23 protein-coding genes are annotated in these 24,441 nt (G+C 63.4%); 12 read left to right on the forward strand and 11 right to left on the reverse strand.

The window, feature by feature from the left end:
* Positions 1 to 12 precede the first annotated feature (12 nt).
* The 5 genes from trxC to FPZ08_RS18580 all read left to right on the forward strand — a co-directional run bounded on the left by trxC (position 13) and on the right by FPZ08_RS18580 (position 3,347).
* Positions 13 to 441 carry a thioredoxin TrxC gene (trxC, locus tag FPZ08_RS18560; RefSeq protein WP_146291709.1) on the forward strand — a complete coding sequence of 143 codons (429 nt, stop codon included), beginning with the start codon at positions 13 to 15 and terminating at the stop codon, positions 439 to 441.
* Positions 442 to 474: 33 nt separating this feature from the next.
* Positions 475 to 1,104, forward strand: a complete 630-nt coding sequence (locus FPZ08_RS18565; RefSeq protein ID WP_146291711.1) for a peroxiredoxin — start codon at positions 475 to 477, stop codon at positions 1,102 to 1,104.
* A gap of 86 nt (positions 1,105 to 1,190) precedes the next feature.
* Entirely contained in the window at positions 1,191 to 2,489 is a 1,299-nt protein-coding gene (locus FPZ08_RS18570; protein ID WP_146291713.1) for an NAD(P)/FAD-dependent oxidoreductase, read from the forward strand.
* 11 nt (positions 2,490 to 2,500) lie between these two features.
* Entirely contained in the window at positions 2,501 to 2,851 is a 351-nt protein-coding gene (locus tag FPZ08_RS18575; RefSeq protein WP_146291715.1) for a DUF5368 domain-containing protein, read from the forward strand.
* 79 nt (positions 2,852 to 2,930) lie between these two features.
* Entirely contained in the window at positions 2,931 to 3,347 is a 417-nt protein-coding gene (locus FPZ08_RS18580) for an ABC transporter ATP-binding protein (RefSeq protein ID WP_246132710.1), read from the forward strand.
* Between the two features lie 320 nt (positions 3,348 to 3,667).
* On the opposite strand, the gene FPZ08_RS18585 is transcribed toward FPZ08_RS18580, so the two are convergent.
* Positions 3,668 to 5,020: a tyrosine-type recombinase/integrase gene (locus FPZ08_RS18585; RefSeq protein WP_146291719.1), complete on the reverse strand. Its 1,353-nt coding sequence runs from the start codon at positions 5,018 to 5,020 to the stop codon at positions 3,668 to 3,670.
* 626 nt (positions 5,021 to 5,646) lie between these two features.
* Between FPZ08_RS18585 and FPZ08_RS18590 the strand changes: the two genes are divergently transcribed.
* From FPZ08_RS18590 to FPZ08_RS18615, 6 genes are read left to right on the forward strand one after another with little or no spacing between them, the layout of a single operon-like run.
* Positions 5,647 to 5,739 carry a potassium-transporting ATPase subunit F gene (locus FPZ08_RS18590; protein ID WP_146291721.1) on the forward strand — a complete coding sequence of 31 codons (93 nt, stop codon included), beginning with the start codon at positions 5,647 to 5,649 and terminating at the stop codon, positions 5,737 to 5,739.
* A 15-nt stretch (positions 5,740 to 5,754) separates the two neighbouring features.
* On the forward strand, positions 5,755 to 7,464 hold the full coding sequence (gene kdpA / locus FPZ08_RS18595; protein ID WP_146291723.1) for a potassium-transporting ATPase subunit KdpA: 1,710 nt from the start codon (positions 5,755 to 5,757) through the stop codon (positions 7,462 to 7,464).
* A gap of 11 nt (positions 7,465 to 7,475) precedes the next feature.
* Positions 7,476 to 9,527 (forward strand): potassium-transporting ATPase subunit KdpB, encoded by a 2,052-nt coding sequence (kdpB, locus tag FPZ08_RS18600; protein ID WP_146291725.1) that lies wholly within the window; start codon positions 7,476 to 7,478, stop codon positions 9,525 to 9,527.
* 11 nt (positions 9,528 to 9,538) lie between these two features.
* Positions 9,539 to 10,105 carry a potassium-transporting ATPase subunit KdpC gene (kdpC, locus tag FPZ08_RS18605; protein WP_146291727.1) on the forward strand — a complete coding sequence of 189 codons (567 nt, stop codon included), beginning with the start codon at positions 9,539 to 9,541 and terminating at the stop codon, positions 10,103 to 10,105.
* Positions 10,106 to 10,148: 43 nt separating this feature from the next.
* Positions 10,149 to 12,770, forward strand: coding sequence for a sensor histidine kinase (locus tag FPZ08_RS18610; protein ID WP_246132711.1), 2,622 nt, complete (start codon positions 10,149 to 10,151; stop codon positions 12,768 to 12,770).
* Positions 12,767 to 13,450, forward strand: coding sequence for a response regulator (locus FPZ08_RS18615; protein WP_146291731.1), 684 nt, complete (start codon positions 12,767 to 12,769; stop codon positions 13,448 to 13,450). The genes FPZ08_RS18610 and FPZ08_RS18615 overlap by 4 nt, the downstream gene beginning before the upstream one ends.
* A 27-nt stretch (positions 13,451 to 13,477) precedes the next feature.
* Here the strand turns inward: FPZ08_RS18615 and FPZ08_RS18620 are convergent, their stop codons facing one another.
* From FPZ08_RS18620 to FPZ08_RS18665, 10 genes are read right to left on the reverse strand one after another with little or no spacing between them, the layout of a single operon-like run.
* Complete coding sequence (locus FPZ08_RS18620) at positions 13,478 to 14,536, reverse strand: ABC transporter ATP-binding protein (RefSeq protein WP_146291733.1); 1,059 nt, start codon at positions 14,534 to 14,536, stop codon at positions 13,478 to 13,480.
* The gene (locus FPZ08_RS18625) at positions 14,529 to 15,740 is read right to left on the reverse strand and encodes an ADP-ribosylglycohydrolase family protein (RefSeq protein ID WP_146291735.1); all 1,212 of its coding nucleotides are present in this window, start codon (positions 15,738 to 15,740) and stop codon (positions 14,529 to 14,531) included. The genes FPZ08_RS18620 and FPZ08_RS18625 overlap by 8 nt, the downstream gene beginning before the upstream one ends.
* Entirely contained in the window at positions 15,733 to 17,136 is a 1,404-nt protein-coding gene (locus tag FPZ08_RS18630) for an extracellular solute-binding protein (protein WP_146291737.1), read from the reverse strand. The genes FPZ08_RS18625 and FPZ08_RS18630 overlap by 8 nt, the downstream gene beginning before the upstream one ends.
* Before the next feature lie 49 nt (positions 17,137 to 17,185).
* Positions 17,186 to 18,082 (reverse strand): carbohydrate ABC transporter permease, encoded by an 897-nt coding sequence (locus FPZ08_RS18635; protein ID WP_146291739.1) that lies wholly within the window; start codon positions 18,080 to 18,082, stop codon positions 17,186 to 17,188.
* Between the two features lies 1 nt (position 18,083).
* Positions 18,084 to 19,052, reverse strand: coding sequence for an ABC transporter permease (locus FPZ08_RS18640; RefSeq protein ID WP_146291741.1), 969 nt, complete (start codon positions 19,050 to 19,052; stop codon positions 18,084 to 18,086).
* Positions 19,049 to 19,915 (reverse strand): phosphoenolpyruvate hydrolase family protein, encoded by an 867-nt coding sequence (locus FPZ08_RS18645; RefSeq protein WP_146291743.1) that lies wholly within the window; start codon positions 19,913 to 19,915, stop codon positions 19,049 to 19,051. Before FPZ08_RS18645 ends, FPZ08_RS18640 begins: the two co-directional genes overlap by 4 nt.
* On the reverse strand, positions 19,912 to 21,114 hold the full coding sequence (locus FPZ08_RS18650; protein ID WP_146291745.1) for a Tm-1-like ATP-binding domain-containing protein: 1,203 nt from the start codon (positions 21,112 to 21,114) through the stop codon (positions 19,912 to 19,914). Before FPZ08_RS18650 ends, FPZ08_RS18645 begins: the two co-directional genes overlap by 4 nt.
* Positions 21,115 to 21,140: 26 nt before the next feature.
* Positions 21,141 to 22,190, reverse strand: a complete 1,050-nt coding sequence (locus tag FPZ08_RS18655) for a Gfo/Idh/MocA family oxidoreductase (RefSeq protein WP_146291747.1) — start codon at positions 22,188 to 22,190, stop codon at positions 21,141 to 21,143.
* Positions 22,190 to 23,074 (reverse strand): sugar phosphate isomerase/epimerase family protein, encoded by an 885-nt coding sequence (locus FPZ08_RS18660; protein WP_146291749.1) that lies wholly within the window; start codon positions 23,072 to 23,074, stop codon positions 22,190 to 22,192. Before FPZ08_RS18660 ends, FPZ08_RS18655 begins: the two co-directional genes overlap by 1 nt.
* Positions 23,075 to 23,776: a GntR family transcriptional regulator gene (locus FPZ08_RS18665; protein WP_146291751.1), complete on the reverse strand. Its 702-nt coding sequence runs from the start codon at positions 23,774 to 23,776 to the stop codon at positions 23,075 to 23,077.
* A gap of 152 nt (positions 23,777 to 23,928) precedes the next feature.
* Here FPZ08_RS18665 and FPZ08_RS18670 point away from each other — a divergent pair, with 152 nt between their 5' ends.
* Positions 23,929 to 24,324, forward strand: a complete 396-nt coding sequence (locus FPZ08_RS18670) for a cupin domain-containing protein (protein WP_146291753.1) — start codon at positions 23,929 to 23,931, stop codon at positions 24,322 to 24,324.
* The last annotated feature ends 117 nt before the right edge of the window (positions 24,325 to 24,441 follow it).

Raw genomic sequence — 24,441 nt, forward strand, 5'->3', positions numbered from 1 at the left:
CGGGAGACTGCCGTGGTCCATGTCGTATGTACACAATGCGGCGCCACCAACCGCATATCCAGGGACAATGATGCCGCCGCAGGTCGCTGCGGCAAATGCGGCGTGCCGCTCTTTGATGGGCAGCCTGCTGACCTGTCCACCAGCATGCTCGAAAAGCAGATCGCCCGCTCCGACATTCCGGTCGTGGTCGACATCTGGGCGCCCTGGTGCGGTCCCTGCCGGGCGATGGCGCCACAATACGAGGAAGCGGCGCGCCGAGGAGAACCGGACATGCGCTTCGTCAAACTGAACTCGGATGAGAATCAGGAACTGGCGGGGCGGCTCGGCATCCGCGGCATTCCCACCATGATCCTGTTTCGCGGCGGCAAGGAAGTTGCTCGCGTCTCCGGTGCGATGTCGAGCGCCGACATCCTGGCATGGGCCAGCCGGCCCAGCCCGTGACCACCTTTTTCAACAACAGCAGAGGATAGTGCAATGAGCGTTCTGATCGGTGAAACCGCACCTGACTTCCAGGCCGAGACCACCAAGGGTCCCATCAGCTTCCACGACTGGATCGGTGACAGCTGGGCCTTCTTTTTCAGCCACCCGGCCGACTTTACGCCAGTCTGCACGACCGAGATGGGCCGCACGGCCCAGCTTGCCGACCGTTTCGCGGCGCTCGATACCAAGCCCATCGGGCTGTCCACCGATACGGTCGAGGAACATCTCAAGTGGATCGGGGACATCAACGATACCCAGTCCACAAATGTGGGCTTCCCAATCATTGCCGATCCCGACCTGCGGGTCGCCAAGCTCTACGGCATGATCCATCCGGCCGAGAGCGAGACCGCAGCCGTGCGCACGGTGTTCATCATCGATCCGAAGAAGAAGGTCCGCCTGACCATGACCTACCCGATGAGCGTCGGGCGCAATTTCGATGAAATCCTGCGGGCCATCACGGCGCTGCAGACCAGCGACGGCAAGCGGCTCTCCATGCCGGCCGACTGGCAGCCCGGCAAGGACGCGATCATCCCGCCCTCGATTTCCAATGCCGACGCAAAGTCGCTCTACCCACAGGGCTGGAACGAGCTTCGTCCGTACCTGCGTCTGACCAAGACCCAGTAGGGCATCGCAATCCGGGTCGTAGCGGCACGCCGCTGCGACCCCTGGAACCGCAGATAGTGCGGGCATTGTTGAGGGAAAGATACGTCATGGACCGTAGACATTTCTTGCAGTTGGGCGCGCTTGCAGGGGCGGGGAGCGCCCTGTCGCTCGGGGTGGCCCAGGCACAGCCAAGCACCAGCACCAATGCCCGTATCGTCATCATCGGCGCGGGTGCCGCGGGCACCGCGCTTGCCAACCGCCTGGCCAGGCGCCTCGATGGCGCCAGCATCACCATCATCGACCCGCGTCGGGAGCACCTCTATCAGCCCGGCCTGACCCTGGTGGCGGCCGGTCTCAAGTCTCCCGGCTATGTTGTCTCACAGACCACGGACTGGCTGCCCCGGGAAGCCACGCTGATCGCTGAATCGGTGATGGCGGTTGACCCGGTCAGCAAGACTGTTTCGACAGAGGGCGGACAGACTATCGGCTATGACTACCTCGTCGTCGCGCCCGGGTTGGTGCTCGACCATGGTGCCATCGAGGGCTTCTCGCTCGATATGGTGGGCAAGGACGGTATCGGCGCCCTTTATGCAGGGCCCGAATATGCGGCCCGGACCTGGCAGGCTGCGCAGCGGTTTACCCAAGAGGGTGGCACGGCCATCTTTACCCGCCCCGCAACCGAAATGAAGTGCGCAGGAGCGCCGCTCAAGCACGCATTCCTCGTCAATGACCTGACCGAACGCGCGGGCAATCTGGGCAAGGCGAAATTCATCTACGCGGCGCAGAATGAAACCTTGTTCGGCGTGCCCATCGTCTCGGAAAAGGTGCGCATGCTCTTTGGCCAACGCGACATCGAGGCCGCCTATTCGCATGTGCTGACGGCCGTCGATCCGTCCCGCCGCATCGCCACATTCCAGACCAAGGATGGCACCCAGGAAATGGGATACGACTATCTCCATGTCATACCGCCCCAGCGTGCGCCCGATTTCGTGCGCCAGTCCGGGCTGTCCTGGGCCGACAAGTGGACCGACCAGGGCTGGGTGGAAGCAGACCAGCAGACGCTGCGACACCTCCGCTATCCCGAAATCTTCGCCCTTGGCGACGTTGCCGGCGTGCCCAAGGGCAAGACGGCGGCCAGCGTCAAATGGCAGGTGCCGGTGGTCGAGGACCACCTCGTCGCCGCCATCGAGGGCAGGGAGGGTACGGCCATCTACGATGGCTATACCTCCTGTCCGCTGATTACCCGGGTCGGCCGGGCCATGCTGATCGAGTTTGACTACAAGAATAACCTTGTTCCATCCTTCCCCGGCATCATTGCCCCTCTCGAGGAGCTCTGGATCAGCTGGTTGATGAAGGAAGTGGCGCTCAAGGCAACCTACAACGCCATGTTGACCGGTCACGCCTAGAGGAGGGCGACATGCAGGAACTTACGCTTGAAACCATGTTCGCCGTCCTCCAGGAGATGTTCGGGGCGCCACTGTTCTGGGGACTGGTCGCGGCGGCAGTGCTGGTGACCGTGGCCTATATCGCCGTCCTGGTCCGGGACCGCGCGGTAAGTTGGAGGAAGTTCCTCCTCGCGCAACTGTCCATGCCTGTGGGCGCCGTCGCGGCGGTTGCCTTCCTCATGGCCATTACCAGCTCAAGTCCGTCAGACCTGGGCGGCCCGATCGACCTGATTGTGCTGCTCGGCGTTGCTGCGGCCGGAGCGATCGGCATGGCGATTCTGGTCTACACCGTGCAGTCGCTGCTCAGACCACCGAGGGGCTAAAGGCGGACCTGCTCTTACGGTTGTGGGCTGTATCAATACCCTTGCGATCCGGAGCGCTCGCGCAGATCATATCGGCTTCGTGTTCCAGGCGCACCTGCTACTGCCAGATTTCACCGCGCTTGAAAACGTGATGTTTCCGGCCGCCGCGCGCTATGGGCGGGAGCGGCGGGAAGACCGGGCGCGAGGAAGAGAACTGCTTGATCGCGTCGGGTTGTCGGATCGGCGTGACTATCTTGCCAGCCAGCTTTCTGGTGGGCAGAAACAGCGAGTCGCCGTCGCCCGCTCCCTGATGAATGCGCCCGAACTGGTGCTCGCCGACGAGCCGACTGGGAACCTCGACCGGGAAAGCGCCGACCGGGTCATGCAGTTGCTGACCGATATCAACACGTCCGACGGTACAGGCTTCCTGATCTCCACCCATGACGAAAAGATCGCTGCCCGCTGCCGCCGTCAGATCTACATGGTCGATGGGAGCATCGCCGAAGACAGCCGCTGAGACGCGGCCGCTAGATTTGTCCCGGAAGCAGATTGCCGCAAGCCCAACAAGACGTCGCAGAACGCGCCGGAGCCCCTGAGCGATCGACTTGGGGCGGTGGGTGCAACTGGTCACTGCACACCTTTTGCAGCGTATCGGCCGGCGTTTCCACGAGCGTCCAAGCAGCTCTACGCCTTGCTGATGGAGCAATGCCGCCATGGACGGATACGATCCGCTGAACGCCACCTTTCACCGAGGTGGATGGGTCGGCGAATGTCGGCTTTTGGGAAATCACAAGCCCGGTCCGGACGGCTGAAATGGGGCGCGAAGCGGACGTTTGATTAAGCTGCAGATCGCTCAGCACTCCTTCCTTTTGGTTTCGGCTTTCCAAGGAAGTGAGCAAGCGCCGATTTCCTTGAAGCCCGATCAAGCGCATAGGCGGTGTGGGGGAACGCGACGCCGTCCAACAGGCCCTGGATGTAGCCGGCGATACTGTCGGCCGCCATAACAAGTGCGGTATCCACGGTGTGGATGTAGCGGCCGGTTATCGTCCCTCGAGAATGGCCAACCAGGGCAGCGATGGTTGCCTCGGTGAAACCGAGGTCATTCCCGATACTCGCGAAGCTGTGCCGCAAAACATGGGGCGTGATGTTGGCCAGATCGGTATCTTTGAACAGCTTGGTCCATTGTCTAGGGAAGGCACCGAATGGCGTGTCATCCTCCCAGCCGGGAAAGACATAGTCCTCGGCATCTTGCTCTTCGTGGCGGCGGCTCTCGAGATACTCCAGCACAGGCAGACCGATTGGACGCACCGAGGCGCCCTCCTTGCTGTCGGTCAGGCGCAGGCAACTGCCTTCTGTATCGACTTCACCACACTGCAGACCAATGACCTCGCTGCGCCGGCACCCGGTTAACGCGATCACCCGGATGATCTCTGCAGTGGTTTCGTATTGCCGATCCACAATGGCCTTCCGCAGGATATCGCCGAGCGTGCGATACTCCTGCTCGCTAAGACGGCGAGCGTTAACCTGGTCCTTCGGCTTGCGGACGCCGTGCACGGGATTCTGATCGATGATGCCGAGTTCGACCGCGTAGGTAAGAATGCCGCCGAAGAGGCCGATCGTCCGGGCCGCAGTGCCGGGGCCGCCACGAACGATGGCGCGCCCGCGCAGCTTGTCGGTCTTGACGTTCGCGCGTGTCTTTCCCGCCATGATGTCCTTCATGGCTTGGGTGATGTCGGACTTGGCCAAATCCCGCACCCGTCGATTGCCGAGCAGGGGAACGATGTGCCGCTCTATGCGGCCCACATCGGTGGAGATTGTCGTTTGCTTCTTCGGCCGCCCTCGCTTCCCGAACACAAGACCATTCCTGAGGTCTTCAAGGTATCGGTTGCAGAGTTCCTTGACGGTGATGGCCTCGCGATCGAGCTTGCGCTCCTCGGCCGGGTTGCCTCCTCGTGCGACCTGGCCGAGCAGGACTTTGGCTTCGCGCCTCGCCTCTTCAGGAGTCCAAACTCCGTGCAGGCCGATCGTGAAGCGACGCGAGCGACCGGCAGTGCGATACTGCACCACATAGCTTCGCTTTCCCGATTTGAAGACGCGCAGTCCAAACCCTGGAAGGTCATCGTCCCATAGGACATAGTCCGAGGACTTGATTTCGGTAGCATCGACGGTTCGTTTGGTCAGCTTTGTCATTCGGGGACCTTTCCTTGACAGAATCCCCGCGTAAGCAATGCGTAAGCAATGCGTAAGCACCAGGGGGAGGGGTATGAGCCGCTCCGTCGTACCGTTGGCGCTGATCCAATTCAAATTTGTTTTGTGATTTCAGTGGCATAGCGCGCAATCGGATAGAAACGGATAGGTTCGGCGAAAGCCACTATCCATTCTCCGAAGGCAGAGGCCACAAGTTCGAATCTTGTCGGGTGCGCCAATTTTCAAGCCATCAAATTTCACGGTATTCGGCTTGCTATGCAGTTGGTCGCAAAGCGTCCTCATTTCAGTCGTTCAGGCATACGCGGCCGGTTCCCAAGGCCGACATCCATCTGCAGCGGACCAAGCGTCAATTCGAGGGTCGCATCTGTCAGCCTGATAACGGAGCATCAGTCGAGCGTTGACCGGATCCGGCCTTTGGCCGCAGCCGTGTCGGCCTTTATGAAATCCTTATGCCAGCCCGCAGCTTTCCGTATGGCAATCTGACGGCGGGCAGGTCCATTGCATGAGCCTCATTTCACGAGGCTTGTCATGCTCGACTTTGCATTCATCATTCTGGGCGCCGGTACCCTGCTCGCCCTGGCGGCCTATGCCGCCGGGCTCAACCGGCTGTGAGCGGCAACATGCTCATCATTTCCCTCCTCGTCGCCATTGTGCTGGCTGTCTACCTCGCGGTGACGCTGCTGGCGCCTGAGCACTTCTGACCTCTCGGAGCCATCATGTCCCTTTCCGGCTGGCTGCAGATCGGCCTGGTGCTGATCGGCGTCTTTGCGCTGGCAAAGCCGCTCGGCCTCTACATGGCCCGCGTGTTTTCCGGCGAACGCAACCTCCTCTCGCCTGTGCTCGGCCCCATCGAGCGCGGCTTTTATGCCTTGTCGGGCGTGCGGCCAGACAAGGAACAGAACTGGCTGAGCTACGCCTTTGGCGTGCTGCTGTTCAGCCTTGTCGGCTTCCTCGTGCTCTATGCCTTGCTGCGCCTGCAACACCTGCTGCCGCTCAATCCGCAGGGCTTCGCCGGGCTTCCGCCCGACCTCGCGTTCAATACTGCTGCGAGCTTCGTCACCAATACCAACTGGCAGAGCTATGGCGGCGAGACCACTATGAGCCATCTCAGCCAGATGCTGGGACTGACGGTGCAGAACTTCGTTTCGGGCGCCACCGGCATCGCGGTGGCCATGGCGCTCACCCGCGCCTTCATGCGCCAGGGCGTCGGCGAACTGGGCAATTTCTGGGTCGACCTGACCCGGGCCACGCTCTACGTGCTGCTGCCGCTGGCCATAATCGTTGCCATGGCCTTCGTTGCCATGGGCCTGCCACAAAATTTCGACGCCAGCTTCGTCGCCACGACACTGGAAGGCGCCCACCAGACCATCGCAACTGGCCCTGTCGCCAGCCAGGAAGCCATCAAGCAGCTTGGTACCAATGGCGGCGGGTTCTTCAACGTTAACGCCGCGCACCCGTTCGAGAACCCCACGGCTTTCTCGAACTACCTCAATATCGTCGCCATGCTGGCCGTATCGGCCGCCTTGTTCTACGCCTTCGGCCAGATGGTGGGCAGTCGACGGCAGGGTTGGGCGCTGTTGGCGGTCACCGCCGTCCTGCTGGTGATCGGCACAGGCACTGTCTATTGGGCCGAAACCGCGGGTAGTCCCCTGCTGACAGCTGTCGGTGTCGATCCGACGCTGGGCAATATGGAAGGCAAGGAAGTCCGCTTCGGCCAGGCCATGAGCGCCCTCTATGCGACGGCTACCACCGGACTTTCCAATGGCGGCGTCAATACCATGCATGGCTCGCTGACCCCGCTGGGTGGCTTGGTGACGATGTTTCTGATGCAGTTGGGCGAAGTGCTGCCCGGCGGCGTCGGCTCGGGCCTCTATGGCATGGTCGTCTTCGCCATCCTCGCGGTCTTCGTGGCAGGCCTCATGGTGGGCCGTACGCCCGAATTGCTGGGCAAGAAAATCGAGGCACGCGAGATAAAGTTCGCCATGCTGGCGGTGCTCCTCCCGCCGCTGCTGATCCTGGGCTTTACCGCCATTTCGGCCGTGGCCGAATTTGGCACCAGCTCGATCCTCACGCCCGGCCCGCATGGCCTCAGCGAAATCCTCTACGCCTACACGTCTGCTGCGGCGAATAACGGCTCGGCCTTTGGTGGGCTCTCCGCCAATACGCCCTGGTACAATACGACGCTAGGTATCGCCATGCTGCTGGGGCGCTTCGCCTCGATCGTGCCGGTGCTGGCCATTGCCGGGTCGCTGGCGAGCAAGCCCCGCGCCGCGCCGTCATCGGGCACTTTCCCCACCGATCGGCCGCTCTTCGTCGGCCTCCTCATCGGCATCATCATCATCCTGGGCGGGTTGCAATTCTTCCCGGCCCTGGCTCTCGGACCCATCGTCGAGCACTTCGCCATGCTCGCCGGCCAGAGCTTCTAGGAAATACCTCAATGTCCACAAAACCTGTCTCCATGCTCGATCCGGCTATTTTCGGGCCGGCCCTGCGCGACGCCGTCATCAAGCTCGATCCACGCCAGCTGATCCGCAACCCGGTGATCTTCGTCACCGAAATCATCGCCGTGCTGGTCACCGTTCTCTTCGTGCAGGACGCAATGGGTGCTGGGGATGCCCCGGCCTTTACCGGCCAGATCGCACTCTGGCTGTGGTTTACCGTGCTGTTCGCCACTTTCGCCGAGGCCGTCGCCGAAGGGCGCGGCAAGGCACAGGCCGACAGTCTGCGGCGCGGCAAGTCTGACCTCATCGCCAAGAAACTTCTGTTTCCCGACCAGCGGGACAATCGCGGCTGCGAGGTCATTCCGGCGACCGGCCTCAAGATCGGCGACATCGTGCTGGTCGAGGTCAACGACCTTATTCCCGGCGATGGCGACGTCATCGAGGGCGTCGCCTCGGTCAATGAAAGCGCCATTACCGGGGAATCCGCGCCTGTCATCCGCGAGGCCGGTGGCGACCGCTCTGCCGTGACCGGCGGCACGCAGGTGATTTCCGACTGGCTCAAGGTGCGCATCACCACCAAGCCGGGCGAGAGTTTCGTCGACCGCATGATTGCGCTGATCGAAGGCGCCAGGCGGCAGAAGACGCCAAATGAGATCGCCCTGTCGATCCTGCTGAGCGGACTGACGCTGGTATTCCTGATCGCCGTGGTGTCGCTCTATGGGCTGGCCGCCTATTCGGGCACCGACCTCTCCGTGGCGGTGCTGGCGGCTCTGCTGGTGACGCTGATCCCGACGACAATCGGCGGCCTGCTTTCGGCCATAGGCATTGCCGGCATGGATCGACTGATCCGCTTCAACGTCATCGCCACCTCCGGTCGTGCCGTGGAAGCGGCAGGCGATGTCGACACGTTGCTGCTCGACAAGACCGGCACCATCACCTTCGGCAACCGCATGGCGTCCGAATTCCTGCCGGTGGCCGGGGTCAGCGAAAGAGAGCTGGCCGAGGCCGTGCTGGTGGCGTCCCTTGCCGACGAAACCGCCGAGGGCCGCTCCATCGTGGCCCTGGCCAAATCCGATTTCGGTCTCGCCGAACCGCGCATCATCGACAATGCGACGACATTTATTGCCTTCTCGGCCCAGACCCGCCTTTCGGGCATCGACATCGAGGGGCGCCGCATTCGCAAGGGCGCGGTCGATGCCGTGCTGCGCTTTGTCGGACTCGACAAGGCGCAGGCCGGTGGCGATTTCAACAGGGCGGTGGAGGCCATTGCACGCTCGGGCGGGACACCGCTGGCCGTGGCTGAGGCCGATCGCCTTCTCGGCGTCGTGCATCTCAAGGATGTGGTCAAGCCCGGCATCAAGGAGCGTTTCGCGGCCTTGCGCGCCATGGGCATCCGCACCGTCATGGTCACCGGCGATAATCCCGTCACCGCTGCGGCCATTGCCTCGGAGGCCGGGGTCGATGATTTCCTGGCCGAGGCCACGCCCGAGCAGAAACTCGACTTCATCAGGAAGGAACAGACCGGTGGCCGCCTCATTGCCATGTGCGGCGACGGCACCAATGACGCGCCCGCCCTTGCCCAGGCCGATGTCGGTGTCGCCATGCAGTCAGGCACCCAGGCGGCGCGCGAGGCCGGCAATATGGTCGATCTCGATTCCAGCCCGACAAAGCTCATCGAGATCGTCGAGATCGGCAAGCAGATCCTGATGACACGCGGTGCGCTCACCACCTTCTCGATCGCCAATGACGTGGCCAAATATTTCGCCATTATCCCGGCCTTGTTCCTGGCGACCTATCCCCAGCTCGGTGCCCTCAACGTCATGGGGCTGAGCTCGCCGGAATCGGCGATCCTCTCGGCGGTCATCTTCAACGCGCTGATCATCGTGGCGCTGATCCCGCTCGCGCTGCGCGGCGTCAGGTATCGCCCGGTCGGCGCCGCCGCTTTGCTCAGCCGCAACCTGCTCATCTATGGCCTTGGCGGGCTGGTCGCGCCCTTTATCGGCATCAAGCTGGTGGACATGGCCGTCACCGCGTCAGGCCTTATCTAGGATTACCCGTCATGTTCAATCAGCTTCGTCCGGCCATCGTGCTTACCGTCCTGCTGTCGGCGGTCACCGGTCTGCTCTACCCGATGGCCATTGCCGGCATGGCGCAGGCGGCCTTTCCGGCCCAGGCCAATGGCAGCCGCGTCGTCATGGATGGCGTCACGATCGGCTCCGATCTCATCGGGCAGAATTTCGTCCAGCCCGGCTACTTCCGGCCGCGTCCCTCGGCGACAGGAGGCGAGCCCTACAATGCCGGCGCATCGGGCGGCTCCAATATCGGTCCCACCGGCAAGGCGCTGGTCGATCGCGTGGCAGCCAGCGTCGATGCCCTGGGTGGCGGGCCGGTGCCGGCCGACGCCGTCACCACGTCGGGCTCCGGCCTTGATCCGCATATCAGCCCGCAATATGCGGCATTGCAGGTCGGCCGCGTGGCCGAGGCGCGCGGCGTTGATCCTGCCGCGATCGAGGCCATGCTTGCCGATATGACGGAACAGCCGCTGCTTGGTATATTGGGCGAACCGCGCGTCAACGTGCTGCGTCTCAACCTGGCGCTGGACGAGGCCGCCCCCCTCGGGAACTGACATGCCCCGCCCCACCGATGCACCAAGGCCGGACCCAAAGGCCATGCTCCAGCTTGCCGCGCGCGAAAGCCGCGGCAAGCTGACCGTGTTCCTCGGCGCGGCTCCCGGCGTCGGCAAGACCTATGCCATGCTCGAGCGCGCGCGCGGCCGCAAGGCTGAGGGTATCGATGTCGTCATTGGCCTTGTCGAAACCCATGGCCGCAGCGAAACGGCAAGACTGGCCGAGGGCATCGAAACCCTGCCCCGGCAGGGCGATAGAGGCGTCTATGGGGAATTCGACCTCGATGCGGCTTTGGCCCGCAAGCCGGCTTTGCTGGTTGTGGACGAACTGGCCCACAGCAACGCTGTCGGCGCCCGCCACCCCAAGCGGCATCAGGATATTGCCGAGCTCATCGCTGCCGGCATCGAAGTGTGGACCGCGCTCAATGTCCAGCACCTCGAAAGCCTCAGCGACCTTGTTGCCCGCATTGCCGGCGTGCCGGTGCGCGAGACGGTGCCCGATACGGTGCTCAAGGGTGCCGATGAGGTCATCCTGGTCGATCTGCCGCCAGCCGAGCTGATCGAGCGGCTCCATGCCGGCAAGGTCTATCTGCCCGACAATGCCACCCGGGCACTGGATGGCTTCTTCAAGCCTGCCACGCTCACCGCCCTGCGCGAGCTGGCCCTGCGCCGCGCCGCCGACCGGGTCGATGATCAGATGGTCGATTTCCTGCGCCAGAGCGCGGTGGAAGGGCCATGGGCCACCGGCGAGCGGCTGCTGGTCTGCGTGGGTCCCGACGAGATGTCGGAAAAGGTCGTCCGCATCGCCAGCCGGCTCGCCTCGGGCCTCAATGCGCGCTGGCTGGTCTTCTCGGTCAGCCGGCCCGGCGCGCCCCTGCTTGATGCCACCAGCGCCGAGCGCCTGGAAGAAACCCTGCGGCTGGCAGAGCGGTTGGGAGCGGAGACGCGGCGCGAGACAGCCGGCGATTTTGTCGAGACGATCCTGCGTCTTGCGCGGCGCGAGCACATCACCCAGATCGTCATCGGTCGGCCCGCCGGCCGGCGCTGGTTTCGGCGCTCGCTACCCGATGCCATCCTGCGGCAAGCGGGCGATATCGGCGTGCATGTGGTGCCCGTCCAGGCCTCCGGCGCCACGATCCGCCGTCCACGACGGCACCTGTCGCTGCCCCAATGGGCGCTGGCGGCGGGGCTGCCAGTCATTGCCGTCGGCGCAACGACGCTTCTTGGCCTCGGCATCAATGCGCTGATCGCGCTGCAGAACCTCAGCATGTTCTATCTGGCTGCGGTCCTGCTCTCGGCCGTGATCGCCGGGCGCGGTTCGGCTTTGCTGGCGGCGATCCTGTCCTTTGCTGCCTACAATTACTTCTTCATCGAGCCGACTGGCGAACTGACCGTGGCCCAGCCGCAGGAAGTGCTGTCGCTGCTGATCTTCATCGCCGTGGCCCTGGCCGCCGGGCAGTTGGCCGCGCGACTGCGTGAACAGGTGGAACTGGCACGCCATCAGGCGCGGCAAAGCCAGGCGCTGCTCGATTTTTCCCGCAAACTGTCCGGCGCCTTCGGTGAAGAGGCCGTGCTCGACGCCATTGCCAGCCACCTTCATGCAAGCCTGGGACGCCCGGCCATCGTGCTGGTGCCGGACGGGAGCGGCGAGCTGTCGCCCGCTGCCGCCTGGCCACCCGATCAGCCGCTCGACGCCGCTGCACTCACCGCGGCGCGCTGGGCGCAGGACAAGAAGGAGCCTGCCGGTTTCCTGACGGGCACGCTGCCACAGGTGCGCTACCTGTTCTGGCCCATCATCTCGGCCCAGCGCATGCTGGGCGTGGCCGGTCTTGCCATGGGCCCGCGCGACGAACCCCTCGGCGCCGAGGATGAGCGCACCTGGCAGGCGCTGCTGGCGCAGGCCGCCATTGCCATGGATCGCGCCCGCCTCAACCGCGAGAGCGCCCGCGCCTCGGTGGCGCGCGAGGGCGAGAAACTGCAGGCGGCTCTTCTGTCATCTCTGTCGCATGACCTGCGCACGCCGCTGGCCTCGATCACGGGGGCAGTGACAACCCTCCGCCAATTGGGCGAAAAGCTTCCCGGCGAGACGCGCGACGATCTCCTCCTCTCCATTGAGGAAGAGTCCGGCCGCCTCAATCGCTTCGTCGCCAATCTCTTCGACATGACCCGTATCGAGGCCGGCATGACCAAGGCGCGACGGGAGCCGATCGATCTCGCACAGCTGATCGATACCAGCGTGGCGCGCGCCAGGCGGCTTCACCCAGACCTGACGGTCGAGCTCAGTCTCGCCGCCGACCTGCCGCCAGCCATGGGTGACGCTACCCTGCTCGAACAGGTGTTGTTCAACCTGCTCGACAATGCACACAAATATGGTGGCGCCGAACAACCGGTGGCCATTTTCGCCAGGGCGGAAAGCGGCGCGGCGATGATCTCGGTGACCGACCAGGGCAAGGGCATTCCCGAGGCGGACCTCGAAAAAATCTTCGACAAGTTCTATCGTCGCGCCAAGGGCGATGGGCGCCCTGCAGGGACAGGGCTGGGCCTGTCCATTGCACGCGGACTGATGACGGCAATGGGCGGCACCATCACGGCCAGCAGCCCGGCCACGCGCAAGCGCGGCACCCGCTTCACGCTGCACCTGCCATTGGCCAGGACGGGTATCTGATGCAACAGCGCATTCTGGTTGTCGATGACGAGCCGCAGATCCAGCGCTTCCTCAGGCCTGCGCTGAGCGCCGCCGGCTTCGAGGTCGAAACCGCGGCGACGGCCGCCGAGGCCAGGCGCCTCGCCGCAACCCGTGCCCCGGCGCTAATCGTGCTCGATCTCGGCTTGCCCGATGGCGACGGCAAGGACGTCATCGAAACCGTGCGCGCCTTTTCTGCCGTGCCGATCATCGTGCTGTCGGCGCGGGACCAGGAGGTCGAGAAGATCGCCGCCCTCGACCTTGGCGCCAATGACTATGTCGAAAAGCCCTTCGGCATTGGTGAGCTCCTGGCGCGCATCCGCGTGGCGCTGCGACAGGCAGAGCCGGCCGAGTCAGGACCATCCGAGCGGCGCTTCGGCAATATCCTGCTCGACCTCGACCATCGGCACGTGCTCGTCGATGGCGCCGAGGTCCACCTGACGCCCAAGGAGTTCGACCTCTTTGTGCTATTGGCAGCCAATGCCAACAAGGTCGTTACCCACCATCACGCCTTGATGCAGGTCTGGGGACCGGCTCATCGGGATGACGTGCAATATCTGCGCGTCGTCATCGCCCAGCTCCGCGCCAAGCTGGAGACCGACCCCAAGGCCCCGCGGCATCTGCTCAACGAGGCAGGTGTCGGCTACCGATTGGTCGACTAGTGCGCTGAGCCAAAAGCCAGTCCTGGCTTAGCGCAGACGCAGGCCGGTGGCTCTGTCGAAGATCAGGACACGCGCCGGATCGATAGCAAGGTGGATCGTCTGGCCGAGACTGAGCGGGGCGTGATCGCGCACGACGATGGAAATGTCTTCGCCAGCGATGCGCGCCAGAACTTCCTGGGCGTCGCCGGTGGGCTCGACCACGACGACGGCGGCGGGAACGCCATCATCGGTCAGGGCGATATGCTGCGGGCGCAGGCCATAGACGATTTCTGTGCCTGCAGGGACATCGAGAGGGGCGCCGAGCGGCAGTCTGGCGCCAGTCTCGAGCGCGACATCGGTGCCACCGGCATAGCGCGCCTCATAGAGATTGATCTCCGGCGAGCCGATGAAGCTGGCGACAAACAGATTGGCCGGGTTGTCGTAAAGCTCCAGCGGGGCGCCGGCCTGCTCGATTCGGCCGCCGTTGAGCACCACGATCTTGTCGGCCATGGTCATGGCCTCGGTCTGGTCGTGGGTGACATAGACGGTGGTCTTGCCCAGCCGCTGGTGGAGTTTCTTGATCTCGGCCCGCATCTTGACGCGCAGCTTGGCATCGAGATTGGACAGCGGCTCATCGAACAGAAACGCCCGGGGATTGCGCACGATGGCCCGGCCCATGGCGACGCGCTGGCGCTGGCCGCCCGACAGCTCGCGCGGCAACCGGTCGAGCAGATGCGCGAGCCCGAGAATTGCGGCGGCTTCATCGACGCGGGCTTTGATCTCGGCTCTTGGCGTGCCGGCGAGCTTGAGCGCGAAGCTCATATTGTCGGCGACCTTCATATGCGGATAGAGCGCATAGGACTGGAACACCATCGCCAGGTCGCGTTCCTTGGCCGGCATGTGGTTGATGACCTTGCCGCCGATGGTGATCTCGCCCGAGGTGATATCCTCGAGGCCAGCGATCATACGCAACAAAGTGGACTTGCCGCATCCGGACGGGCCGACCAGCACCACAAACTCGCCATCGCCCATTTCGAGCGAAATGTCGTCGAGGACGCTGACGTTGCCATAGCTCTTGCCGACATGCTTGAGTTCGATTTCAGACATGGCCGTCCTCCGTCGCATTGCAATTCGAAAGCGCGGCGCGCTCCCTGGTGATGGTGAGATTGCGGGCTTCGGCCTCTTCAAAGATCGTCCGGGCGGTCCGGCTGAAGGTCTCGGCCTCCCCGGCGAGATCGAGACGGTTGATCTTGTCGATCTGCGCGGCCTCCAGCGGGTCGATCACCGCCTCGCCATGCATGGCGCCGAGAATGGCCCCGGCCATCACCCCGATCGAATCCGCGTCGCGGCCCGAATTGACACCCGCCTCGACCGCGCGTCGGAAATCGCCGCCGGCCACGATGGCAAAGCCCATGGCGAGCGGCAGTTCCTCGATCGAGAAGAAACGTGACGGCTGGTAGTTGGCCGTGACCCTTCCGACCTTTTGGGCGGTGTGATCCAGATCGTCGCCAAGCGGCGAAAAAGGCCTGATGCGCGCGTGGAAAGTCGCAACGACCTCGTCATGCTCGGCGCCTTTGTCGCGCAGGGCGGTGGCGGCCTCGGCGATCTCGCCGATCGCGGCGCGGGTGCCGTCCTTGGCCAGGTGATAGGCCTTTTCGGCCACGGCATCGATACTCGTTCCGGGAATAAATGCCGCGGCAACGGCCCCCGCCAGAACGCCGGCAGCTTCGAGCCCATAGCTCTGCTGGTGGCCGGAGGCGAAGGCGATGGCTTCATCATAGGCCGCCTGCGGGTCACATGCGTTCACCACGCCCACCGGCGCGATGTACATCGCGGCGCCGCAATTGACCATGTTGCCGATCCCGCCCTGGCGGGGATCGCAGGCCGCGAGCTGGTGCCGCTGGAAGATCCATTTTTCGGGGTAGAACAGGCGCTCGATCAGCGGCGCTTCCCGCTGCAGTTCGGGGACGTAGCGGCGCACCCAGGCAATCTGGCGCACCATGCCGTCGGCCATGTCCCAGGCGTCGAGATGTCGACGCACCTCGTTGTAGACACTCATCAGCGCCAGGGTCATCAGCGTATCGTCGGTGACAATGCCGTTGCCGCGGACCCGCCCGTTGCCACCGGCAGGGTTGCGGCTCGTGCGGTGCCAGGCGTTGTCGAGCGAGCCGACCCAGCCATACATGTCGCGGATTTCCGCCGGGGTGAGCTTTTCAACGGGCGCCCCGATGGCGTCGCCGAAAGCGACGCCATGGAGCAGCCCGCGAACCCGACCGTCAAAGGTCGGGCCCGCGTTTTGCCGTTCAGTCATCAAGAACCGTCCTTGCATAGTCGGTCATGGCCTGGCCGCCATTGTCGTACCAGCCCTGGACATAGGCATCCCACTGGTCCATCGACCACTCACCCGACACGAACCGGTAGACGCTGGAGCGATAGTATTGCTCGGCCGCGTCGACATTGGCAGCCAGCTCACCGGGCCAGACGAATGCGTTGTCCGGGGTGAAATAGCGCGCGCCCTGTTCGAGCGAGGCCTGGGCAACGGACGAGAGCAGGTCTACCGGCGGCGTCCAGTATTCGGGATTGACCGTCCAGTAGCGCGGATACCAGAGACCCATTTCCGGGAGCACTTCATAGGTATCGCCATCGCGTGTGTAGTGTTCGCCTTCATAGCCCATGCTGTCGATCATCAGGCCTTCGGGGCTGGCCATGAAATCGAGGAAAGCAAAGGCCGCTTCCTTGTTGTCCGACATGGCGTGGATGGCAAAGCCGCGCTCTTCCTTTGCGATGTTGACGGCTTCCAGACCGTCGGGCGGCTCGAGCAGGGCCAATTCGGAATCGGGATGAACCTGCTGCATCTTGGTGCGGTAGGTATCGACCACGCTCCCCGCCGTGCCGGCCACGATGGCGACACGTCCGGTATAGAACTTGTCTTCCTTGATTTCCCAGTTCGAGGTGATGAACTCGCGATCGAGAATGCCGTCGGCATAGAGCATCCGGTAATATTCGAGCTTTTCCCGCTCGCCGTCGGAAACGCGCGAATGAATCCACTCGCCATTGCCGTCGGCAAGCCAGGTCGAGCTGATGCCGAACGACTGGTTGAAGATTGCGTCGAGTTCGGCCGTGTTGTCTGGCGCAATGATCCCGTAGGTGTCCTGGGTGCCGTTGCCGTCATAGTCGGAGTCCGACAGCACGCGCAGGAATTCGGTCCATTCATCGAGGCTGGTCGGTGCGGCAAGGCCGGTTTGTTCAAGCCAGTCCTTGCGGATGACCGGGGATTTGGTGCGCGCCGGGAAGACGTAGAGCAGGTAGGGATAGTTTTCGAGACGCACCTCGTTGTGCGGCCACAGCGCATCCTTGAGATAGGTGGATTGTGCGATCCAGGGACGCAGATCCTCGAGAATGCCCTGGGCGGCAAACTCGGCATCGCCGCCCTGGAAGTAGATGATGTCAGGGACTTCGCCCGATAGCAGTCGCAGGCTCAGGGCGTCGGGATAACCCGCATTCGGCAGGCCGATCTGGTTGATATCGATATTGATGCCCTTTTCGGCCATCGCCGCTTCGATGCGCGCCAGCTGTTCCTCGATCCGGGGGCTCTCGTGATTGATGATGGTGATGGTGACCGGCTCGTCCTGGGCCAGGGCGGCCCCGCCGAGTCCGGTTATGGCGGCGAGCGCGGTTCCCGCGGCCAGAAGATGTTTGAACGACATTCGTTTCTCCTCCTTGGTGTGAGCGTTTTCGGGTGAGCTTTTTGCTCGGTTATCCCTTGAGGGCGCCGCTCATTGTGCCCTTGGTGAAAAATTTCAGGATCAGCGGATAGACCGCCAGGATCGGCAGGATGGTGAGGACGATCATCCCCGCATTGAGTGCGCGGATGCTGATCTGGCCGGCCTGCTCGTAGTTCGACATGGCATCGATCCCCACCATCGAGAGCTTGTCGCCCTCGACCACGAACTGACGCAGCACGACCTGAAGCGGGTGCATGCTCTTGTCGGTGAGGTAGATCATCGGCCGCAGGAACTCATTCCAGTGATAGACGAGATAGAACAGCGTGATGGTGGCGAGCGCCGGCCGCGTGAGCGGCAGGACCACTTTCCAGAGCGTCTGGAAGGGATTGGCGCCGTCGAGTTCGGCCGCTTCGAGCAGTTCCTTGGGTACATCCTCGAAAAAGCGCACCAGAATGATGAGGTACCAGGCGTTGACCATCTTGTAGAGGATGACCGACCAGTAGGTGTTGAGCAGCCCCAGGTCGCGCACCACGAAATAGTCCGGGATGAGGCCGGGCTCGAAGACGATGGTGATGAGGACAAAGACGAAGAGCACGCGCCGGCCCGGCAGGCTCGGGCGCGAGAGCGCCCAGGCCATCAGCGTGGTGAAGGTGATGTTGAGCACAGTGCCGCTGATGGTGATGAAGAGCGAGTTCAGGATGCCGCGCTGCACGCCCGGATGGTTGAGCAGCAGGGCCCAGACGTCGAGCGAAAACCCGTTGGGAAGCACGGCCAACCCGCTCATTCCCGGCACCTGACCAGGCTCGGAGAACGAAATCGCCACCAGGTTGAGGATGGGCTGGATCGTCGTGACCGCCATGAGCAACAGGGTCGAGACGATGATGACCTGTTCGACGCGCTCGAAGCGCGACTGTCTGGACCTGGCCATGTTACCACACTCCCTTGCCGGTCAGCCGTTTGGCGATGGTGTGGGCGGCAACGATCATGAGCATGCCGATTGCGCCCTTGAACAGGCCGGCGGCCGTGGCCAGGGAGAACTGGCCGGACTGAAGCCCGATGCGGTAGACATAGGTGTCGATGATATCGATCTGGTCACGGACGGCGTCGTTGGCGAGGTTGAACACCTGGTCAAAGCCGGCATTGAGAAACAGCCCGACATTGAGGATGAACAGCGTCGCAATCGTCGGCGCGATGCCCGGCAGGGTAACGTGGATGATTTTCTGCCAGCGATTGGCGCCATCCATTTCGGCCGCATCGTAAAGCTGGGGATCGATGGCCATGATGGCGGCGAAATAGAGCAGGGAATCCCACCCCGAGGCCTGCCAGATCGACGAGAACACCACCACCCAGCGGATGGCGCCGGAATCGGTCATGAAACCGTGCGGTGCCAGGCCCAGCCAGCCGCGCATTTCGTTGAACACGCCCGATGACGGCGAGAGCGCGGCGATGAAAATGCCGGCGACCACCACCCAGGACAGAAAGTGCGGCAGATAGATCGCCGACTGGATGAAACGCCGCAGCGAGGAACCGCGCACTTCGTTGACCAGCAGCGCCAGCAGGATAGGGACGGGAAAGAAGAAGACCATCTTCATGGTCGAGATGATCAGCGTGTTGAGCAGCACCTGATAGAAAGCAGGCGAACCCAGCAGGGCCTCAAAATACTTGAGCCCGACCCAGACATTGTCCCCGAAAATGCGGAAGTCCTGAAAGGCGAGCTTGGCCTGATAGATCGGGAAATAGTGGAAGACGAGGAAGTAGACGATGCCGGGCGCCAGCATCAGGTAATACGGCCACCACATGCGGAACTTGAAGGCGCGGGCCTTCGCGCGCTCCGACGCATTGGGAACGTTCCCATTTCCGGATACGCTGAGCGCGATCTGTTTTTCGTCCGGACTCATGAGCCAAACTCCTCCCCAGGCCTGCTCTGACCGGCAGTGCCGATGGACCGGAACGAGACGATCTGATCGCGAATGGCGATCTCGGTCGGCAGGCGCTCCATGGAACTGGCCCCGTAAAAGCCGTGACAGAAGCTGGTTTGCGCCAGAACCCGCGCCGCATCTTCGGGCATGGCGATCGGACCGCCATGACAGAGAATGATGATGTCCTCCCGCACGTTCCGCGCCGCTGCCGACCAGCGATCGATGAGGTCCGCGCAGTCATCAAGCGAGCGGGATGTCACCGCCCCGATGGTGCCGCCGGTCGTAAGCCCGAGATGACAGACGATGATGTCGGCGCCGGCCTCGGCCATCGCCACGGCGTCCGCCTCGCTGAAGACGTAGGGCGTCGTCAGCATGTCCATGCGGTGCGCACGGGCGATGATGTCGACTTCCATGGCAAAGCTCATGCCCGATTCTTCGAGATTCTGGCGAAACACGCCGTCGATCAGGCCCACGGTGGGGAAGTTCTGGATGCCGGCAAAGCCCAGCCGCTTGAGGTCCGCCAGAAACTGATCGGGCAGCATGAAGGGATCCGTGCCGTTGACGCCGGCGATAACCGGCGTGTGCTTGACCACCGGCAGCACCTCGCGCGCCATCTCGACGACGATGTCGTTGGCGTTGCCATAGGCCAGCAGCCCTGCCAGCGAACCGCGCCCGGCCATGCGATAACGCCCGGAATTGTAAATGACGATAAGGTCGATGCCACCCGCCTCTTCGGCCTTGGCCGAGAGCCCGGTACCGGCACCGCCGCCGATGATCGGCTCGCCACGATCGATCCGGGCGCGCAGACGGTCGAGAATGTCCTGGCGTGCGAAATGGGTCATGCTCTCACCGTGATCTCTGAGTGGTTGGCAACGAGCGCATCCGCAAAGGCGGGGTCGTTGATATGGGCGTTGCATTCGATCAACTGCCGGTTGGGCGCGTTCTGCCAGCCGTGCCGGATGGCATCGAACAGCGCCGCATCGGCATCGGGATCGTGGAAGGGCTGGCCTGGCGCATCGATCGCCGAGACCCCGCCCAAGGGGAGCAGGAACCGCACCGGTCCCTGCATCTGATTGAGCCGCTCGACGATGAATTGCCCGATCCGGCTATTCTCGTCAGGCGTCGTGCGCATCAGCGTCACCTGGGGATTGTGGGCGAAAAGATTGCGGCTCCTGAACGCGGACGGCACTGTCTCGGGCGCGCCGAAATTGACCATGTCCACTGCGCCAACGGAGCCCACATATGGCCGGCCCCCGCGGATCATCGCGCCGAAGCGGTCTTCGGTCGCGGCGAACACGCCACCCACCAGCAGGTCGGCGACTTCGGTCGTGGTAGTGTCGACGATGCTCCCGATAAGACCGGATTCGAGCAGCTTTTCCATGGTCTGCCCGCCCACGCCGGTGGCGTGGAAGACATAGGTGTCGCAACTGGCCTCAAGCGCCTTGCGCACCTGATTGACGCAATCGGTCGTCACGCCGAACATCGTCAGGCCCACGGCGGGTCGGGTCGAGGTCGCATCGGGCTGGTGGTGGGCCACCATGCCGGTGACCGCATGGGCGGCATTTTCGATGATGCGCCGTGAAATGGGGTTGAGCCCGGCGACGTCGACCACCGAATACATCATGGTGATGTCGTTTGGCCCCACATAGGGCGCGGTGTTTCCCGAGGCCACGGTCGAAACCATGACCTTGGGCATGCCGACGGGGAGCGCGCGCATACCCTGCGTCACCAGCGCCGTATTGCCGGTGCCACCCAGGCCGAGAACGCCTGCAATGTCGGCGCGCCCGGAAAGGAACCGCGCCAGGGCGGTACCCATGGCCGCCACCGCCGCGCCACGGTCGCCCGCCTTGAGCACGGCGTCGGCGCCATCGGGATGATGCGCCGCCACCTCGGCGGCCGCCACGTCCGCGCCGGCCGAGGCGGTGCGGGTTCCGACATCGACCAGCACCACGCCCGTGTCTGCGGCCCGGATGCGCTCGCAGGCATAGGTCAGTTCGTCACTCTTGGTGTCGAGGGTACCGATGACATAGATGCTGGACATGCGGTTTCTCCCTTCCCCGGCCGTGCTCAGCCCGACGTCACGGCGACCGTCTTGCCCTGCGAGAGCAGGACGGCTTCCCAGACGCGCGTGAGCGCGAGCGTGAAGTCGAGGTCGCAAATGGTCGGGCGTGTCCCTTCGGCCACTGCGGCTATGAAATGGTCGAGCGCGCCATGGATCCCCTGGGTGACCGCCGACATCGTTTCGGGCGAGTTGAGACCGTCCTGGGCCTCCCAAACGATAGCGCCGGTGTCGCAATTGCCTTGGGCAAACGAGGTGCCGTGCGTATAGGAAAAATCGATGCCGCGCTGATAGATGACCCGCCGCGAATTCTCGATTTCGATGCTGCGACTGCCCGCCGCAATCAGATAGCGCTCGCAGGGCTGGGTATTGGGCACGCCCTTCGACAGATGGAGATTGCCGATCGCCCCGCTCGCATAGTGAAGGATGCAGGCGCCCCCATCATGCTTGCTGCGATGGGTGGTTACTGCCTCAACGGCGCCGCCCAGTTCCATCATCAGCGCCAGCGGGTGGCAGCCATTGGAAAGCCAGGCACTCTTGCGCCCTTCCGCCAGCACGGCCGGTCCATCTTCGGGAAGCGACAGGGGATAGACCCCGAGGAGGCTGCGGATCGGTGCATTGCCTTCGAGGGCCAGCAGCTCGATCGCCTTGCGCGTTGCGGGCATAAAGGCCTTTTTGTAGCTCACGACGCAGAACCGGTCGCCGCGCGCCGCGAGCATGGCTTCGACCTCCGAAGCCCGCATCGCCGCCGGCTTCTCCATCCAGACGTGAAGTCCGGCTTCGAAGGCCTGGATCGTCAGTTGCGGATGGAGCTTGGCCGATACGCACAACAGCACGGCGTCGAGCTCTTCGGCCGCATACATCTCGGCGGCACTGGCATAGGCCTTGGCATTGTACTGCCGTCCCACGGCGGTCGCGCGCTCCAGGTCGACATCGGCGACCGCGACGAGTTGGACGGGCAGATAGGTCAGGGTGGGGAGTATGTTGCGGTAACAGTGGGATCCCACCCCGACCACCCCGATCCTGACCGGCTTTTGTGCCTCGATTTGATATTGCATCAGACAATTCCCCTGACTGCGCGGCGCAGAAACGCGATGTCGAGCTGCGTCACCTCGCCATAGTCGTATCCGTATCCGTATTCGGACTTGAGCTTGCCCTTGGGCGGATTGATGCAGATGACTGGAGAAACCCCGTCATCGACCACGCGCTGAATGATATCGACCACGGGCCAGCTCGCATCTTCGAGCCGCGATTTCCAGGCAAGGGCACGGGTGACCGGATCTTCGTATTGTCCACCCTTGGCGTGGACATACTGGAGCAGCGGTTTGAGGGTTTCGTAGTCGGCCAGGCTCGGAAAGGTGCCGCAGGTCCATTGATTCTGGATGTCCCAGGTCAAACCCACGGACTGGCGCCGGTCGAGCGCGTCAAAGAATGCCACCATGTCATCGGCGGTGACCAGCATGCAGTCGCGCGCTTCATTCTCGATGGTGACGGCGGAGCCGAGATCGGCAGCGCGATCGATCGCCTCCCGATAGGCTTGTATCACCCAGGGGTGGTCGCGCATGACGGTATCGAACGCGCCAGGCGTCTGGGGCCGATCCGAAAGCCGGCCAGCGAGGAGCCTGATGTATTTGGGGCGCAGGATGCTTACGGTCGTGGCGAGGCCGGCGATGCGGTCGATGTGATGGGTGCGGAAATGCTCTTCGCCCTTGACGAGATCATCATGCATCAGGCTCGTCGAGAGGCAAAAGACCTTTAGCCCCGCTGCATCGATGGCGTCCTTGGCCCGACGCGCCGCGACCTCGTCGAGCGTTTCGACCGTGTGCCCGTAGATCGAATCCTTGAGATCGAGCCACTCCAGCCCCCACTGACGATGCAGATCCAGCGCGTGATCGAAATCGGGGCTGGCCATGGAATTGAGGATCGCCAGTTTGCTCGCCATCTACCGTGTGCCTCCCTTGCCCGGGCGGGCCGGCCGATGCCCATCATTGCCGGCGCTGGGAGCCATCTGCTCGGACACGGCGCGCTGCACGTGGGCGATATGAGCGTCCATCAACGCCGCGGCGCGATCGGCGTCACGCGCCCGCAGTGCGCCAAGAATGGCGTCGCGCTCGCTCGCCGCGGCCTTCGCGAAATGGACGTTCCTGTTCGCCGTGGCGCGCCCCATCTGGATGCGCAGGGCCAGGCGCTCGAGGGTTTCGATCAACGGCTCGTTCTTGGAGAGTCGCGCAAAGGTCGCATGGAACTCGGTGTCGTGAACGCCATAAGCGTCGAGATCATTGGCTTCGAGCGCGGCGATCCCGGCATCGAGCACCTGCTCCAGCCGCGCAATGTCGGCGTTGGAAATATTCTCCACCGCCAGCCGCATGGCAAAGCCTTCGAGGACGCGCCGCAACTGATAGAGGTCATCGATTTCCTTGGGCGAGGGCAGATGCACGCTGAACCCGCGATAGGGACGGACATCGACGAGCCCTTCCCGCGCCAGCACGGCAATGGCCTCGCGAAATGGCGTGCGGCTGACGCCGAGCCGGTCGGTCAGCGCCCGTTCGTCCAGGGGCGACCCGGGCGGTAGCTCCCCCGACAGGATGAGGGCCAGGAGGCTGCGATAGGTGTGGTCCCGCAGGGTAAGCGTCGTCGTGTCCATCGACTTTCCAAGGCTGACATTCTGAATGCATGTCATCCAAACGGTATTTTTTCTGGTTGTCAATATTCTGATATTGCTATTTGTATACAATATTGGCATCTGGAATGCGGCGATGCCGTCATGCGTCGCCCTCTTCAAGGAAAGGAAGCGCCATGAACCATAACGTGGCCGGACTACGCGATTTCGTTGCGGCTTTGGGCGATACCCTGTCCTTTGGCGAGGATTGGGGGAATTTGACCTGGCTGGTTTCGGCGGATGCGATGCCGGGGGCCGAGCAGACGCTTGGCGTCGTGACGATCTACCCTGACAAACGCAATCCCCTCCATTCGCATCCCAATTGCGAGGAGTTGCTCTACGTCGTTTCGGGGCGTTGCGAGCACCTTCTGGGAGAAGAGACTTGTGAGCTTTCGCCCGGCAGCGTCATCCGCATTCCGCGCGGCGTCCGCCACTGGGCCCGCTGCACAAGCGACGAGCCGCTGGTCGCGGTGATTTCGTTTTCCTCCGGTGACAGGCGTACTGACAGCCACGAAGGCAACGGCGTCGCGTAGCGACGCGATGCAGCCTGCCTCGTGGCGGAGGTGGTCTCAGTCTAGAGACATGGTTGCAGGCGTCCGGCGTGCATGTCGCTGGCGAGCGTGCATCGAGCGTGCAGTTTTCCGGCCTGC

It is taken from the genome of Devosia ginsengisoli, from assembly GCF_007859655.1.
In the GTDB taxonomy this organism is placed as follows: domain Bacteria; phylum Pseudomonadota; class Alphaproteobacteria; order Rhizobiales; family Devosiaceae; genus Devosia; species Devosia ginsengisoli.

What these genes read in the sequence shown, in the direction of transcription:
- FPZ08_RS18565 (WP_146291711.1), top strand. Translation starts at nt 475, where the DNA reads ATGAGCGTTCTGATCGGTGAAACCGCACCTGACTTCCAGGCCGAGACC.
- FPZ08_RS18570 (WP_146291713.1), top strand. Translation starts at nt 1,191, where the DNA reads ATGGACCGTAGACATTTCTTGCAGTTGGGCGCGCTTGCAGGGGCGGGG.
- FPZ08_RS18575 (WP_146291715.1), top strand. Translation starts at nt 2,501, where the DNA reads ATGCAGGAACTTACGCTTGAAACCATGTTCGCCGTCCTCCAGGAGATG.
- FPZ08_RS18585 (WP_146291719.1), bottom strand. Translation starts at nt 5,020, where the DNA reads ATGACAAAGCTGACCAAACGAACCGTCGATGCTACCGAAATCAAGTCC.
- kdpA (WP_146291723.1), top strand. Translation starts at nt 5,755, where the DNA reads ATGTCCCTTTCCGGCTGGCTGCAGATCGGCCTGGTGCTGATCGGCGTC.
- kdpB (WP_146291725.1), top strand. Translation starts at nt 7,476, where the DNA reads ATGTCCACAAAACCTGTCTCCATGCTCGATCCGGCTATTTTCGGGCCG.
- kdpC (WP_146291727.1), top strand. Translation starts at nt 9,539, where the DNA reads ATGTTCAATCAGCTTCGTCCGGCCATCGTGCTTACCGTCCTGCTGTCG.
- FPZ08_RS18610 (WP_246132711.1), top strand. Translation starts at nt 10,149, where the DNA reads ATGCTCCAGCTTGCCGCGCGCGAAAGCCGCGGCAAGCTGACCGTGTTC.
- FPZ08_RS18620 (WP_146291733.1), bottom strand. Translation starts at nt 14,536, where the DNA reads ATGTCTGAAATCGAACTCAAGCATGTCGGCAAGAGCTATGGCAACGTC.
- FPZ08_RS18625 (WP_146291735.1), bottom strand. Translation starts at nt 15,740, where the DNA reads ATGACTGAACGGCAAAACGCGGGCCCGACCTTTGACGGTCGGGTTCGC.
- FPZ08_RS18630 (WP_146291737.1), bottom strand. Translation starts at nt 17,136, where the DNA reads ATGTCGTTCAAACATCTTCTGGCCGCGGGAACCGCGCTCGCCGCCATA.
- FPZ08_RS18635 (WP_146291739.1), bottom strand. Translation starts at nt 18,082, where the DNA reads ATGGCCAGGTCCAGACAGTCGCGCTTCGAGCGCGTCGAACAGGTCATC.
- FPZ08_RS18640 (WP_146291741.1), bottom strand. Translation starts at nt 19,052, where the DNA reads ATGAGTCCGGACGAAAAACAGATCGCGCTCAGCGTATCCGGAAATGGG.
- FPZ08_RS18645 (WP_146291743.1), bottom strand. Translation starts at nt 19,915, where the DNA reads ATGACCCATTTCGCACGCCAGGACATTCTCGACCGTCTGCGCGCCCGG.
- FPZ08_RS18650 (WP_146291745.1), bottom strand. Translation starts at nt 21,114, where the DNA reads ATGTCCAGCATCTATGTCATCGGTACCCTCGACACCAAGAGTGACGAA.
- FPZ08_RS18655 (WP_146291747.1), bottom strand. Translation starts at nt 22,190, where the DNA reads ATGCAATATCAAATCGAGGCACAAAAGCCGGTCAGGATCGGGGTGGTC.
- FPZ08_RS18660 (WP_146291749.1), bottom strand. Translation starts at nt 23,074, where the DNA reads ATGGCGAGCAAACTGGCGATCCTCAATTCCATGGCCAGCCCCGATTTC.
- FPZ08_RS18665 (WP_146291751.1), bottom strand. Translation starts at nt 23,776, where the DNA reads ATGGACACGACGACGCTTACCCTGCGGGACCACACCTATCGCAGCCTC.
- FPZ08_RS18670 (WP_146291753.1), top strand. Translation starts at nt 23,929, where the DNA reads ATGAACCATAACGTGGCCGGACTACGCGATTTCGTTGCGGCTTTGGGC.